Origin of the sequence: Massilia terrae, from assembly GCF_024753145.1 — a bacterium.
Classification (GTDB): domain Bacteria; phylum Pseudomonadota; class Gammaproteobacteria; order Burkholderiales; family Burkholderiaceae_D; genus Telluria; species Telluria terrae.
On the sequence record NZ_JANUGU010000003.1, the window covers coordinates 1 to 14306 of the forward strand.

10 protein-coding genes are annotated in these 14306 nt (G+C 68.5%); 4 read left to right on the plus strand and 6 right to left on the minus strand.

The genetic code is table 11. From position 1 onward, the window contains the following. Positions 1-57: 57 nt before the first annotated feature. Both NX778_RS10900 and queC read right to left on the minus strand, forming a co-directional pair. Entirely contained in the window at positions 58-801 is a 744-nt protein-coding gene (locus tag NX778_RS10900; protein WP_258811768.1) for a metallophosphoesterase family protein, read from the minus strand. A gap of 15 nt (positions 802-816) precedes the next feature. Beyond that, the gene (queC, locus tag NX778_RS10905) at positions 817-1527 is read right to left on the minus strand and encodes a 7-cyano-7-deazaguanine synthase QueC (protein ID WP_258811769.1); all 711 of its coding nucleotides are present in this window, start codon (positions 1525-1527) and stop codon (positions 817-819) included. Between the two features lie 147 nt (positions 1528-1674). Here queC and NX778_RS10910 point away from each other — a divergent pair, with 147 nt between their 5' ends. Both NX778_RS10910 and NX778_RS10915 read left to right on the plus strand, forming a co-directional pair. Next, positions 1675-3447 (plus strand): autotransporter assembly complex protein TamA, encoded by a 1773-nt coding sequence (locus tag NX778_RS10910; protein ID WP_258811770.1) that lies wholly within the window; start codon positions 1675-1677, stop codon positions 3445-3447. Further along, positions 3447-7856: a translocation/assembly module TamB domain-containing protein gene (locus tag NX778_RS10915; RefSeq protein ID WP_258811771.1), complete on the plus strand. Its 4410-nt coding sequence runs from the start codon at positions 3447-3449 to the stop codon at positions 7854-7856. Before NX778_RS10910 ends, NX778_RS10915 begins: the two co-directional genes overlap by 1 nt. A gap of 53 nt (positions 7857-7909) precedes the next feature. On the opposite strand, the gene NX778_RS10920 is transcribed toward NX778_RS10915, so the two are convergent. Then, a complete protein-coding gene (locus NX778_RS10920; protein WP_258811772.1) occupies positions 7910-8092 on the minus strand; it encodes a hypothetical protein in 183 nt (60 codons plus the stop codon). Positions 8093-8199: 107 nt separating this feature from the next. Here NX778_RS10920 and NX778_RS10925 point away from each other — a divergent pair, with 107 nt between their 5' ends. Together NX778_RS10925 and NX778_RS10930 are read left to right on the plus strand one after the other, a co-directional pair. After that, complete coding sequence (locus NX778_RS10925; protein WP_258811773.1) at positions 8200-8712, plus strand: CcdC protein domain-containing protein; 513 nt, start codon at positions 8200-8202, stop codon at positions 8710-8712. A gap of 2 nt (positions 8713-8714) precedes the next feature. Continuing rightward, on the plus strand, positions 8715-9230 hold the full coding sequence (locus NX778_RS10930) for a CcdC protein domain-containing protein (RefSeq protein ID WP_258811774.1): 516 nt from the start codon (positions 8715-8717) through the stop codon (positions 9228-9230). A 73-nt stretch (positions 9231-9303) separates the two neighbouring features. Here the strand turns inward: NX778_RS10930 and NX778_RS10935 are convergent, their stop codons facing one another. From NX778_RS10935 to NX778_RS10945, 3 genes are read right to left on the minus strand one after another with little or no spacing between them, the layout of a single operon-like run. Then, positions 9304-12120 (minus strand): ATP-binding protein, encoded by a 2817-nt coding sequence (locus tag NX778_RS10935; protein ID WP_258811775.1) that lies wholly within the window; start codon positions 12118-12120, stop codon positions 9304-9306. An 8-nt stretch (positions 12121-12128) separates the two neighbouring features. Beyond that, positions 12129-12899: a hypothetical protein gene (locus NX778_RS10940; RefSeq protein ID WP_258811776.1), complete on the minus strand. Its 771-nt coding sequence runs from the start codon at positions 12897-12899 to the stop codon at positions 12129-12131. After that, positions 12892-14265: a hypothetical protein gene (locus NX778_RS10945; RefSeq protein WP_258811777.1), complete on the minus strand. Its 1374-nt coding sequence runs from the start codon at positions 14263-14265 to the stop codon at positions 12892-12894. The genes NX778_RS10940 and NX778_RS10945 overlap by 8 nt, the downstream gene beginning before the upstream one ends. Between the last annotated feature and the right edge of the window lie 41 nt (positions 14266-14306).

The window sequence follows — 14306 nt, forward strand, 5'->3', positions numbered from 1 at the left end:
GCCTGCCCCCGCGGAGGCGGGGGGGCGGGAACGACGGTAACGCGAATCCCCTCCGCCTCAGATCCCTTCCACCAGCCGCATTGCAAAGATCATCGGCAAGCCCACCCCGATCACCCGCCGCGCCGCAGCGCCGTGGTCGTAGGGGACCCTGAAGTAGCTCAGCTCCCGCGTCGCATCGTCGTACATCGCATAGCAGGCCGCGTTGTTGCCGTCGCGCGGCTGGCCCACCGCCCCCGGAATCGCGAGGTACTGGTGCTCCGGATCGAGCACGATGCGCGTGCCCGACTGCGGCTGGTGCGTGCCCATCCGGCCGTCCGCCGTGCGGCGGTACAGCGCCGGCGCGTGCACGTGGCCCGAGAACACCACCTTGCTGGCGGTCGCGCGCAGCGACCGCTCCGCCTGCTCCGGCTTCTTCACGTATTCCCACTGGATCGGATCCTCGGCGCTGGCATGCACGAACAGCATGCCGTCGAGCTGGCGCGTGAGCGGCAGCTGGCCGAGGAATTCCACGTGCGCCGGCGACATCTGGCTGCGGGTCCATTCGATGGTCGCCAGGGTCTCGGGATGCATCTTGGGCCGCGCCACACTGGCGATCGTGTAGTCGTGGTTGCCCTGCACCGCCACCGCGCCGCGCGCGACGTAGGCCATCACCGTGTCCACCACCCAGGCCGGGTCGCCGCCGTAGCCGACCAGGTCGCCCAGGAAGGCATATTGATCGGCGCCCTGCTGGCCGGCGTGTTCGAGGCAGGCGGTCAGCGCTTCGCGGTTCGCATGCAGGTCGGTGAGCAGGGCCAGGCGCATGTCGCTCCTCGTGGATCAGGCGCCGCGGCTGGCGGCAAACTGTTCGTAGCCGCGCGCGCGCAGCTCGCAGGCCGGGCAGTGGCCGCAGCCATAGCCCCATTCGTGGCGTTCGCCGCGCTCGCCCAGGTAGCAGGTATGGGTCTCGAAGCGGATCAGGTCCACCAGCGGCTGGCCGCCGGCCTCGAAGGCCAGTTCCCAAGTCTGCTTTTTATCGATCCACATCAGCGGCGTCTCGACGCGCTGGCGCGTGTCCATGCCGAGATTGAGCGCGACCTGCAGCGCCTTCATGGTGTCGTCGCGGCAGTCGGGATAGCCGGAGAAATCGGTCTCGCACATGCCGCCCACCAGCACCGTCAGGCCGCGGCGGTAGGCCACGGTGGCGGCCACCGTCATGAACAGCAGGTTGCGGCCCGGGACGAAGGTGTTGGGCAGCCCGTTGGCCTGCATCTGGATCTCGACATTGCTGGTCAGCGCGGTGTCGGAGATCTTCGAGATCAGCGACAGGTCGATCATGTGGTCGTGGCCGAGGCGCGCGTCCCACTCCGGCGACAGGGCGCGCATCCCCGACAGCACCGCCGGCCGCACCGCCAGCTCGATCGCGTGGCGCTGGCCATAATCGAAGCCGATGGTCTCGACGCGCCCGAAGCGCTGCAGCGCCCACGCGAGGCAGGTAGTGGAGTCTTGTCCGCCGCTGAAGAGAACCAGCGCGCTGTCGTGTGCTTGCATCAGAAGTTTCCGGGGTTTAACGTTCGCCTGCCGCTTTGCCAATCCGTTAAGATGAGCTGAGATCGGTAAGAATGGAGAGATATGTCCTGCGCAGGCCTGAATCAGTCGATAGCAAGGGCGCGGCAAGCACGAATTTTGGCACAAATCGTGTTGGCCGTGTATTTCCTGCTGGGCATGCACACCCCATATGCACAGGAGGCGCCAAAGGCGGCGCCGGCCGCCGTGCGCTACGACGTGCAGGTGAACGCGCCGCGCGCGCTGGCCACCCTGCTGCGCGATAACCTCGACCTCGAACGCTGGCGCGGCAACCCGCGCATCGACATGGCGCAGCTGGCCCGCATGGTCAAGGACGCGCCGGAACAGGTACGCACCCTGGTCGAGACCGAGGGCTACTACAGCCCGCAGATCGAGGCCAGGCTCGACACCAGCGGCGCCACCCCGGTGGCGCGCATCAGCGTCGATCCCGGCACGCCGACCACCGTCAGCACGGTCGAGATCGAGCTGCACGGCTTCGCCACCGAAGGCGCCGGCGAACCCTTCGACCCGGCCGCGCTGCGCAAGGACTGGGCCCTGCCCTCCGGCCGGCGCTTCCGCAACGCCGACTGGGAAACCGCCAAGCGCGACCTGCTGCGCCAGGTGAACCGCAGCCGCTTCGCGCGCGCCCAGCTGGCCGAATCGCGCGCCACGGTCGATCCGGCCGCGCACACGGCGGCGCTGCGGATCGTGGTCGACAGCGGGCCGGACGTGCACTTCGGCCAGCTCAACCTGGTCGGCCTGAATCGCTATCCGCGCACCGTGGTCACCAACCTGAACAAGATCACCCCGGGCGACCCGTACAGCGAGGCCGACCTGCAGGCCTTCCAGACGCGGCTGCAGGACACCGGCTATTTCAGCAGCGTCGAGGTGAGCCTGGACAGCAGCGGCCAGGAAGCGGCAACCGCGGAGGCGCCCAACAGTGCCGCGCTGACGCTGCCGGTGCTGGTGCGCGTCACCGAGAACAAGCAGCGCAACGTCGAGTCGGGCGTCGGCTACTCGACCAACACCGGCATGCGCGGCCAGGTCGCCTACAACGACCTGAATGTGGCCGGCACGCGCCTGAAAAGCCGCCTGCTTCTGCAGCAGCGCCAGCAGACCGGACGCGCCGACTTCTACTGGCCGACCACCGCCCAAGGCTACGAGTACAGCGTCGGCGGCGGCATCGACCGCACCGACGTCGAGGGCCAGGTGCTGAACGTGGCCAGCGTGTCGGGCACGCGCGCCTGGGGCACGCCGCGGCTGCAGCAAAGCCTGACGCTGGAAGCGCTGACCGAATTGCGCACCCTGGACGACGAGCCGGGCATCCGCAGCAAGAGCCTGCCGCTCACCTACAGCATTACCAAGCGCGAGCTGGACAACCTGGTCACGCCCAAGCGCGGCTACGTGCTGTCGGGACAGCTGGGCGGCGCGCTGCTGCCGGTGCTGACCGACCGCCAGTTCGTGCGCGCCTACGCCCGCGCCTTCCTGCTGCGCCCTCTCGGCACCGACTTCACGCTGGTGCTGCGCGCGGAGGCAGGTGCGGTCGCCTCCAAATCCAAGGCCGGCGTGCCGGCCACCTTCCTGTTCCGCGCCGGCGGCGACCAGTCGGTGCGCGGCTACGGCTACCAGGAGCTGGGCGTGCGCGAAGACGGCGCGGTCGCCGGCGGCCGCTACATCGCCACCGGCAGCGCCGAGCTGCAGTACTGGTTCAAGCCGACCTGGGGCGCCGCGGTGTTCTATGATGCGGGCAATGCGGCCGACCGCGTGGCCGACCTGCGGCCCAAGGTCGGCTATGGCGTCGGCGCGCGCTGGCGCAGCCCGGCCGGCCCGATCAACGTCGACGTCGCCTATGGCCAGGCGGTGCGCAAGGTGCGCCTGCACTTCTCGCTGGGGTTCACGTTCTGATGGATAGCACCGCAAGCACTCCCACTCCCGCTCCACGCAAGCCACGGCGCTGGCCGCGCCGGCTCGCGCTCGGCATCGCCATCCTGTTCGCGCTGCTGGCCGGTGGCCTGTGGTACGCCGGCCGCCAGTCGACCCTGCAGTGGTTCGCCGAGAAGGTGTCGAACAAGACCGGTGGCCGGATCAAGATGACCGGCATCACCGGATCGCTGTACGGGCCGATGCACGTCGACCATATCGTTTATCGCACCGAAGACCAGCTGCTCACCATCGACAATGTGGACGTGGTGTGGTCGGTGTCACGCGTGTTCGGCGGGGTGATGTACATCGATACCCTGCGCGCGGCCAGCCTGCGCTCCGAGACCTTGCGTGAAACGCCGCCGCAGCCGATGCCGGCGTCGATCACGCCGCCGTTCGCGGTCACGATCCGCGATGCAAAGCTGGACAAGGCGGTCTTCGTCAGCAAGGGTGCGGCCACCGAGATCGACCGCATTCACTTCGGCGTGCAGGGCGACCGGCGCGGCTGGCGCGTGAATGGGGCCGGCGCCGCCACGCCCTGGGGCCAGCTGGCCGCCGACGGCAGCATCGACAGCGCCAAGCCCTACAAGCTCAATTTCAACGTTGGCCTGGCGCAGAGCGCATCGCAATCGCCGCATCCGGCGCGCCTGAGCCTGCACGCGGGCGGCGACCTCGCCACAACCATCGTCGACGCCACCGGGCAGGCCGGCCGCGCCACCGGCAGTGGCCACCTTGAGCTGGCGCCGTACGAAACCATTCCTCTGCACGCGTTCACGCTCAAGGGCCGCAACCTCGATCCCGGCTTTTTCAGTCCCGGACTGCCGACCGCCGACCTGACGGTGGCGGTGGCGGCCCGTATCGGGCGCGACCAGTCGGTGAACGGCAGCGTCGACCTGGCCAACGACGGCCCGGCCGGCACCATCGACCAGCAGCGCCTGCCCCTGCGCGCGCTGCAGGCGCGGCTGGGCGGCAGCCTGACATCGATGACGATTTCCGGCGTGCTGCTCGACTTCGGCAAGGCCGGCGCATTCACCGGCAGCGGCAGCGTGCAGCGGCCAGCCGGCACGCAAGGCCTGGGTGTGGCCGACTTCACGCTGCAAACGAAGCGGCTCGACCTGCACGAGCTGCACGGCAAATTGAACCCGACCGCCATCGCGGGCGAGCTGCGGGTAGGCAGCGAAAAAGACACGCAGACCCTGCGCGCGAACTTCGCCGAGAAGAATCTGCGGCTGGCCGTGCAGGCTACGCTGTCCGGCAACGCGGTGCAGGTACAGGAAGCGCAGCTCAGGGCCGGTAACGGCGTGATCACGCTGCGCGGCAGCGGCAGGCTGGATGGCGACAAGCCGTTCAAGGCGAATGGCAGCGTCGCGCATTTCAACCCGGCGGCGCTGGGCGCGCTGCCCGCCGCTGACCTGAACGCGACGCTCGCCGCGAGCGGCAGGCTGGCGCCGGAATGGGCCACCACGCTCGACTTCACGGTCGCGCCCAGCCGCCTGTTCGGGCAGACGCTGTCGGGCAAGGGCAAGCTGGATGCGGACGCGAAGCATGTCAGCCGTGTCGATGCGCAGCTCGCGCTAGGCCGCAACACGGCGGAACTGCGCGGCGCTTTCGGCGCGCCCGGCGAACGGCTGCGCTGGCGCCTGGACGGCCGCCAGCTCGACGCCCTGCGCGCGGGCCTGTACGGCAGCGTCATCGCCAGCGGCGAAATCACCGGCACGATGGCCGAGCCGCGCACCAGCTTCACGCTCGACGCCAGCGGCATGGGCTGGTCCACGGCCAAGCCGCGCCCGGCGAATGGCACGCTGCACGCGAGCGGCGATGCGCGGCTGGTGAGCGAAGGCAGCCAGCGCGTGGCGGTGCTCAAGGCCAGCGGCAGTGCCCAACAATTCAATCCGGCCGCATTCGGTTCACCACTGTCCGGCAGCATCAACGCCAGCTTCGACGCCAGTGGCCGCGCCGGCAAGGACTGGCGCGGCGCGATCAAGCTCACGCTGCAGCCGCAATCGACGCTGTCCGGCGCGCCGCTGTCGGGCCACGCAAACGTCGAGGCCGACCGCGCGCACGTGTCGAACACTGACATCCAGCTGCAGCTTGGACCGAACATGGCGAGCGCGCGCGGCGCCTTCGGCCGCGCCGGCGACAAGCTGGACTGGCGCATCGACGCGCCCAAACTGGCTGCCCTCGGCGCCGGCTACGCGGGCCAATTGCGCGGCGAAGGCAGGCTGTCCGGCAGCATGGAGGCGCCGTCGCTCTCGGCGCGTCTGGACGGACAAGGGCTGGCCTTCCTCGGCCGCTACTCGGTACGCGCGCTGTCGGCCAGCGCCAGCCTCGGTTCCGGCCACGGCGCCCGGGATCCGCTGGTGGCCGACGTGCAGGTGAGCGACTTCGCCAGCGGCGACACCAAGGTCGCGGCGCTGCGCCTGCAGACCAGTGGCACGCGTGGCGCGCACACTATCGCCTTCGCGGCGCGCGGCGCCAACTTCGACGCCGCCGCGCAGGTCAGCGGCGGCTGGACCGGCGACTCGTGGAACGGCACCGTCGGCGTGCTACGCAACCGCGGCCAGTACGCCTTCGAGCTGCAGGCCCCGATCCCGCTGCGCGTGGCCACCCTGCCCGGCTCCGGCGTGGGCGGCCTGCTGCACCCGGACCAGATCGCCTTGAACGGCGCGGTGATCCGCCTGCCGGCGGGCAGCGTGACGATCGACTCGCTGGTCAAGCTCGGGCCGCGCTGGAACAGCCGCGGCAGCGCCACCGGCGTCACGCTCAACTACCTGACCCAGTTCTCGCCCAACCTCGCGCAGTCCGTCAGCGGCGACCTGGTGCTGGGAGCGCAATGGGCGCTCGACCTGCGCACCGCCGCCGCCACTGGCGGTTCGGCGCCGGCGCTGGACGGCATGGTGCGTGTGTTCCGCGAAGGCGGCGACGTCAACGCCGGCGCCGATATCCCGGTGGCGCTGGGCCTGCGCACGCTCGACGCGCGCGCCGAGGTCGTTGCGGGCGTGCTCAAGGCGCGGCTGGACATGGATGGCGCCCGCGCCGGCCGCACCCATGCCGAGGCCAACGTCCAGCTGCTGAATGGCCTGGTGGCCGACGACAGCCCGGTGCGCTTCGCGGCCAACGCCGACATGCCGTCGATCGCGTGGCTGGCGCCGCTGACCGGGCAGCCCGGCATGAACCTCGACGGCACGCTGCACCTGGCGCTCACGGGCAGCGGCACCATCGGTGCGCCGGCGCTCGACGGCAGCATCAATGGCGACAACCTGCTGGTGCGCTGGACCGACCAGGGCGTCAACCTGCGCGGCGGCGTGCTGCGCGCACAGCTCGGCGGCGAGCAACTGAAGCTGCAGCAGCTGTCATTCAACGGCCCGAGCGGCAACGTGACGGCGCAGGGCGCGATGCGTTTTGGCGGCGGCGCCGCCGGCATCGACCTGAAGCTGGTCGCCAACAAGCTGGAGGCGCTGTCCCTGCCCGACCGCACCGTGGTCGTGAGCGGCCAGGCCACGCTGGTGCGCGACGCCCAGCACTTCGCACTCGAAGGCGATTTCCGCGCCGACCGCGCGCTGATCGACATGCCGCCGCAGGGCCGCCCGACCATCTCGGACGACGTGGTCGTGATCGGCCGCACGCCGCCGGAAGCGAAGACGAAACAGGAATCCGCTACGCCGCTGACCATCGACCTGACCGCCGACCTGGGCGACGACTTCCGCCTGCGCGGCAAGGGCATCGACGCGACGCTCGGCGGCAAGCTGCGCCTGCAGCGCGTCGGCCAGAAGTCGCCGCGGGTGAATGGCAGCATCCGTGTCGACAGCGGCACCTATTCGGCCTACGGCCAGAAGCTCAGCATCGAGCACGGTATGCTGACTTTCAGCGGCCCGTACGACAATCCCTCGCTCGACATCCTCGCGGTACGCAAGACTACCAATGGCGAGCAGCCTAGCGAGACCAATGTCGAAGCCGGCGTGGAGGTGCGCGGGACGGCGCAGTATCCGGTCGCGAAGCTGGTGTCGACGCCGACGGTGCCGGACAGCGAGAAACTGTCATGGCTGGTGCTCGGCCACGGCATGCAGGGCACGAATGCGAACGAGTCCGACGTGCTGGGCGCGGCAGCGAGTGCACTGCTGTCCGGCTCGGGCGGCGGCTTCCAGAACAAGATCGCGGGATCGCTGGGGCTGGACGAGATCGGCGTGTCGGGCGCGGCCAAGGGCCTGGAGAGCACCGTGGTCACGGTCGGCAAGCGGCTGTCCTCGCGGGCCTACCTCAGCTTCGAGCAGGGAGCCAGCACGGCGTCGAGCGTGGTGCGCTTGCGTTACAAGCTGAACCCGCGCATCACGCTGCAGCTGCAGACCGGTACCAACACCGCGCTGGACGTGCTGTATTCGTGGGCGTTTGATTAATCACCCGACCGTCGTTCCCGCGCAGGCGGGAGCGACGGTCCGTTTATAGCGGCTTATAGCGACATCTTCGGCCGAGCGACGATGCTGGGATTATGATCCGGCGGCACCTGCTCATCGTCGCCCGGAATCTGCACTGGCGGATGGTGCGGGTGCGGGTTGTCGAAGGAGTCAGGGCTGGGTTCCTCGATCGGCTCCGGATCCGGGGCGCGGTGCGCCTCGACAGGCAAGGGCTTCATGGCGCGAATCTCCTCTGGATAGTCGATGCATCAACATACCACGGGCTGGTCCGACCCGCCGCCCGGCTGGATTACAATGGCGGATTCCAAACTAGGAGTCCCCATACATGGTAAACGCACCGATCGTCGCCATCGCCCTCGCTCCGCTGGTCGCATGGCGCGTCTACAGCCGCATCCGGCGCCTGACCACGCGCCAGCGCTCGCGCACGTGGCGCCACCGGACCACGCTGGTGTTCTTCCCGCTGCTGGTGCTGATGCTGGGCCTGGGCGCGCTCTTCAGCCCGATGGCGCTGCTCGCGCTGGCCGTTGGGCTGGCGGCCGGCGTTGGCCTCGGCAATATCGGCATCCGCAAGACCACCTTCGAACAGGTCGGCGAGGAGTTCTACTTCACCCCGCACGCGCGCATCGGCGCGGTGGTGGCGCTGCTGTTCATCGGCCGCATGGGCTGGCGCGCCTGGGAGTGGTACATGAGCGACGGCGCGATCGCGCACCAGGATTTCGCGCGCAGCCCGCTGACGCTGGGCGTATTCGGCATCCTGGCCGGCTACTACATGACCTACGCGGTCGGCCTGCTGCGCTGGCGTAAGCGCAGCGCGCTGCCGGCGCTGCAGCAAGGGTGACGATGGACCTGACAACGATCGCGCTCCTGATCCTGGTGCCGGTGCTGGCCTGGCGCATCTACACGCGCGTCAAGTCGCGCATGGAGCGCCAGCGTTCCATCGTGTCGCGGCACTACACGGGCCTGCTGGTGTTCTTCGGGATGGTGGCGGTGCCCGCCAGCGAGATGAGCGACCCGCTGGCGATCGCCGCGCTGGCGGCCGGCACCGTGGCCGGACTGGCGCTCGGCGCCTACGGGCTGCGCCTCACGCGCTTCGAAGAGACCGAGGAAGGCTACTTCTTCACGCCCAATGCGCGGCTCGGCGTCCTGATCGCGATGGCGCTGGTGGCGCGTGTGCTCTACCTCGGCGTGCTGATTTATGCGAACAAGGGCAGCAATATGCCTACGCCGCGCATCACGGACAGTCCGCTGACCATGCTGACGGTCGGGCTGGCGGCCGGGTACTTCTGGATGTATTCGCTGGGGCTGCTGCGGTGGCGGATGAAGGTGCGCAATGAGATCGGGACCTTCAAGCCGTAAGGAAGAACGTCGTTCCCGCGCACGCGGGAACGACGTTCTCTCAAAGAAAAAGGGGCCGCGGCCCCTTTTCTTTTTATGCGGCTTTCGCCTGCCTCCGCTGCAGCACGAAAATCGGCTGCGCCCACTGCGTGTCCTTCTTCTTTTTGCTCGTGATGAGCGTCAGCTCCGAAGGATCGTACACGTCGGTATTGTGCGTCAGCGGCGTGGTCATCAGGTACTGCGCGTCCGTATTCTTCAGGAACTCGCCGACCAGCTGGATATTGCGGATGTCCAGGTGGGCGAACGGTTCGTCGATGAACACGAAGCCGCCCGAGCCATCCTCCGACTTCAACAGGCCAATCAGCAGCACCAGCGACTTCATCACCTGCTGGCCGCCCGAGGCCTCGCCGTCGTTCATCCCGATCTGGTCCTTGCCGTCGAACTTGAAGCGCACGTGCAGGCCGGCCTGCGCCAGCTGCACGTCGTCGTTCTCCAGGCGCACCGGGTCGGCATGGACTTCGATGTTGGCCAGCTCGCCCAGCTCCTTGATGTTCTTGGAGTAGGTCTTGATCGTGTAGCGCAGCCGCTCGATGTAGGCGCCGCGCGCATTGGCGGTGGCTTCGATCGCGCGGTTGTTCTGGTAGCGCCGCTCGTCGGTCTCGGACTGGCGGTTATGCAGCTGGTCGTTCAGACGCTGGTACTGGTCGATCACGGTTGCGTCCAGTTCCCAGTCGTCGCGCGCCAGCGCGTTTTCCAGCCAGTGGGTGCGCAGCTTCACCTGGTGCACGTTCTGGTGCTCGGCCACCAGCGCGGCGCGACGTGCGGCGCGACGCCACGACAGCGGCAGGTGGCGCCATGCGCGGCGCAGGGCGCGCAGCTCCTCGGCATGCTCCCCGCGCTGCTCGATCTGGCGGCGATGGTTCAGGCGCAGGCCCGCTTCCGCTTCCGACAGCGCCATGCGCGCGTTCTGCCACACGGTGTCGGCGCGCGTGCGGGCGACGGTCGCGTTCTTGGTCAGGGCCTGCAGCTCGCCCAGTCGCGCGCCCACTTCCAGGCGCTCGGTCTTGAGCGGGCCCAGGTTGCGCGCGGCTTCCTCGAACTCGGCGTGGCGCGCGTCCAGTTCCTTGGCCGCGTCGACGCCCGCGATCCGCGCGCGCAGGCCGCTGACTTCCGATGCCAGGCGGCTGACCTGCAGCGTGAGCTTGTCTTCCTGCTCCTCCAGGCCCGGCAGCGATTTCTGGATCGCCTCGAGACGCTGGATGCGCCCGGCCGAACCGAAGCGGTAGCGCGACGGTTCCACGAACAGCGAGCGGCCGCCGCGGCGTTCGCGGTGGTAGGCGTCCGGCGTGATCCACTCGTCCGAGCGGGACTTGAAACCGTCGTCGACCGAGTCCACGCGCTCGATGCGCGCCAGCTGGTCGATCAGCCACGACGGCGCCTTGGCGCTGAATTTGACCACCGACAACAGGCTCGAATCCTTGATGCTCGGCGCCTCGATGCAGTCGGGGACGATGAAGTGGCGATAGCGCTCCTTCTCGGCCAGCTTGTACGCGGCCGGGGCATCCTTCGAACGCTCCAGCAGCACCACCGATGCGTAACCGCCCAGCACACCCTCGACCGCGCCCTGCCACTTCGGATCCGTCACCTCGACGATATCCGACAGCATCGCGTGCGGAATGCCTTCGTCGTTGAGCGCACGGCGCATCAGGCGCTGCGCCTCGGGTTCCGGCATCGCGCTCTTGCCCTGCAGGGCCGAGATGGTGGCGCGTTCGCCCATGATCTTGGCCGAGATGCTGTCGCGCGACTGGCGCAGGCGCGCCAGCTCGATGTCCTTTTCTTCGATCTGCCTGGCGACGTCGGCCAGGTCGGCGCCGGCGTCCGCCGACAGCTTCTGCAGGCGCTCCTTCTGTTCCAGCAGGCTTTCCAGCGGCTTGAGCTTGGCGTTGATGGCCGACAGGCGGCTGGCGAGGTTGGTCGCTTCCTGCTCCAGCAGCGCTTCCTGCTGCTGCGCCTCGGTCAGCGCGCGCTGCTGCGCGGCCAGCGCCTTGCGCTTCTCCTCCAACTGGGTGTCGGCCTGCGCCATCGGCTTGCGCGCTTCGCGCAGCTGGCGGCTGACGACGGCGGCCTTCTCGCGCACCTCGTGGTATTCGAGGCTCGGCAGCACTTCTTCCGTCAGGTTGCGGCGCTCCTTGTGCAGGTCTTCCCACTGGTGGTAATTGGCCACCCGCAGGCGCAGGCCTTCGAGGTTGGTGCGCGACGCTTCCAGCTCGGCTTCGAAGCGCTTCAGTTCCGTCTCGGTGTCGCGCTGATGGCGCTTGGCCTCGTCGTAGGCATCCAGCACTTCCTTGTCGCCGAAGACCTGGAACACCAGGTCGAGCAGCTGGCGCGGCGCATATTCGCACAGCTTGTCGGTCTCGCCCTGCTCCAGCGCCAGCACCTTGGCCATCGCCGGCGACAGGCCGGCCTGCGCCAGGCGCTTCTTGTAGTTCTCGACGCCGAGCCAGTCGGTCGCCTCGGTCACTTCCTCGATCTCGATATTCCCGGGTCGCATGAGGTACATGCGCTTCCAGTCGCCGCCGTTCTTCTGCACCTGGCAGAACAGCGTCACTTCATCGTCGCTAAAGAAGCCGGAGTTGCGGAACGGGCGGTTCGACAGCTGGCGTCCGGCCGGCTTGTTGTCGACCACGGCGCGGATCCAGGCGCTCTGCTGGCCGGAGTGGCGCGCGTAGTGCTTGTAGGTGCGGCCCATCGAGCAATCGAGGCCGAACAGGGTGCGCAGCGCGTCCAGCAGCGTGGTCTTGCCGGAGCCGTTCTGGCCGGCGATGGTGATGATCTTCGCGTCCAGCGGGATGTTCTTGATCCGCTGCCAGTAATCCCAGTGGACCAGTTCGAGTGATTTAATGTGGAACATCGGTGCCCTCAGTTCTGGATATCGGTAGGATCAGCCGCGGCATCGGTCACCGTTGCGGCATCGATGGCCGCTTCGGCGTCGGCAGCGACAGGCGCGGCGTCGGCGGCAGGCTCGATCTGTGGATCATTGGCGCTGCGGCGCGCCGGCGCGATCGCCAGCGGCGCGCGCTTGAACACGTCGGCCAGCGCGCCGTTGATGATGCGTTCCTTGAGCACGTCGGTGTCCATCATCAGGTCCAGCAGCGGGCCTTCCAGGATGACGTCGCCGCGGCGCTCGATGAAGCCGAGTTTGGACAGCACGCCGAGGTTCATGTCCATGCGCGTCTTCTTGCCCAGCTTGTCGCCGAAGTCGGCCAGCAGCGCGGTGTACGAGATGCCGATCGAGGCGTCTTCCGCACGCGGGATCGGGTTGTCCTTGTCGAACATGTCGCTCTGCGAATCGTCGACGTGGTGGGTCTCCTGGCGTTCGCGCTTGGGCAGGATGATCTGCGCCCACAGCACCACCAGCAGCGCCACGCCGTCGCGCGTGAGGCCGAAGTTATTGTTCTGCCAGATGTCCTTGGCGCCGAAGATCTTCGGCTCGACCGCGCGGTGCAGCGCCAGCGTGACGTGGTCGGCGTACACGTTGTCGAGCAGCTTCAGGCCCGATTCGAGCAGGCGTTTATCGAGTTCGGCGCGGAACTGGTCGTCCGACAGCGCGCGCTTGACCAGCTTGTCGTCGCGGCGCAGGGTCTGGTGCGTAAGCAGGCGCGCGATCAGGATTTGTGCGTCGTCATTCATCTTGTTGCGAGCCGCTTTCTAAATTGAGTGAGAGAGTGGCGACCGACATCGCGGCCACTTCAGGGTCGTCCAGTTCGATCATCGCGTCGGTGGCGTCGAAGCTGATCGGCAGGCGCGCCAGCTGCGCGGTCGCGCCCTGCAGGCTGGCCTCGGCGGCGTCGCCCAGCAGCGGCAGCAGCGAGGCGCGGTACGAGGCGACGGCGAAGCTGGCCGGCAGCAGCGAGTCCTGGATCGGCACCTGCTTCGGGCTCTCGTCGGTGAACTCGGGGAAGGTGCCGAGGTTGGCGAAGTCGGACAGGCGCGAGATCCAGGTATCGAGCTCCATCTGGATCTGCGGGTTGTCGTTGATGGTCAGCGGCGCGTCCTCGCCGCTCGGCAGGCCGGCCGGGCCGACGCTGACGGCGCGTTCGGACAGCAGCTCGGTCTCGGCCACGTCGATCATCTCGGCCGGGGTGATGAAGATCGGGACCACCGGGCGGTCGATCGCGCCGTCGGCCAGGCTGGCCAGGTCTTCATGCGCCAGCAGCCACAGTTTGACGTCGGTGGTCGACAGGCCGGACTGGCCCAGGTGCACGCGCTGGCGCTCGATCTGGTTGAGGGCGCGCGAGAACATGCCCTGCATGTTCAGCAGCGCACTCTGGGCGCGGCCGATCGCCTGCGCGGCTCGGTGGGTGGCCGAGTCGGCGCGTTCGTCGCCGGTGATCGCGCGCAGGATCTGCGAGCCCTTCTCGACCCAGTCGCAAGCAGTGTGCCACTTGTCCTGCGAGGTGCGCAGCTGGAATTCGGAACCGGAGGCGATCGCGTCGCGGAACTCGTCGGTCAGCTCGGTCAGGCGGCCCAGCAGGTGCTTGAGCTGGTCGACGGTGACGCCGCCGACCGCCTGCGCGCCGGCCACCTGCGACAGCAGGAAGCCCATGTCGGCGTCTTCCGCGTCGTTCTGGCCGAGCGAGAACAGGGTGTCCAGCGCGGCCAGCACATTGCGCGCCATCGGCGTGATGCGGTACACGGCGGCGGGCGCGTCCCAGGCCAGCAGGCCGTGCGTGCGCAGGCGGTTCAGCACCGTCTCCAGGCTTTCCGGGATCAGGTAGGCGAACTTCTGGTTGATGTCGGCACGCGAGAAGGCGGCCGTCGCCGTGTCGGCGGCGAGTTCGCGCAGCACTAGCAGGCGCAGGGTCACGCTGTCCTGGCCGCCGTGGAACAGCGCGGTGAAAGCCTGCAGCATCGGCTGCGCGCGCTTCAGGTGGTAGACCTGTTCGATCTCCTCGGGATTGAGCCCGGCGTGGAAGTGCGCCTGCAGCGGATCCGCTTCGTCCAATGCTGGTATTTGTTCTGCGGCCAAGGCCGCGCCTGCCAGTGTGTCGATCATCGTGTTCCGGTAGTTGCTGGGGCGACGTGCCGCCGCGCCGT

Bases quoted from the DNA above. Each gene is read 5' to 3' on its own strand.
- NX778_RS10945 (WP_258811777.1), bottom strand. From the start codon at position 14,265: ATGATCGACACACTGGCAGGCGCGGCCTTGGCCGCAGAACAAATACCA.
- NX778_RS10940 (WP_258811776.1), bottom strand. From the start codon at position 12,899: ATGAATGACGACGCACAAATCCTGATCGCGCGCCTGCTTACGCACCAG.
- NX778_RS10935 (WP_258811775.1), bottom strand. From the start codon at position 12,120: ATGTTCCACATTAAATCACTCGAACTGGTCCACTGGGATTACTGGCAG.
- queC (WP_258811769.1), bottom strand. From the start codon at position 1,527: ATGCAAGCACACGACAGCGCGCTGGTTCTCTTCAGCGGCGGACAAGAC.
- NX778_RS10900 (WP_258811768.1), bottom strand. From the start codon at position 801: ATGCGCCTGGCCCTGCTCACCGACCTGCATGCGAACCGCGAAGCGCTG.
- NX778_RS10920 (WP_258811772.1), bottom strand. From the start codon at position 8,092: ATGAAGCCCTTGCCTGTCGAGGCGCACCGCGCCCCGGATCCGGAGCCG.
- NX778_RS10915 (WP_258811771.1), top strand. From the start codon at position 3,447: ATGGATAGCACCGCAAGCACTCCCACTCCCGCTCCACGCAAGCCACGG.
- NX778_RS10930 (WP_258811774.1), top strand. From the start codon at position 8,715: ATGGACCTGACAACGATCGCGCTCCTGATCCTGGTGCCGGTGCTGGCC.
- NX778_RS10925 (WP_258811773.1), top strand. From the start codon at position 8,200: ATGGTAAACGCACCGATCGTCGCCATCGCCCTCGCTCCGCTGGTCGCA.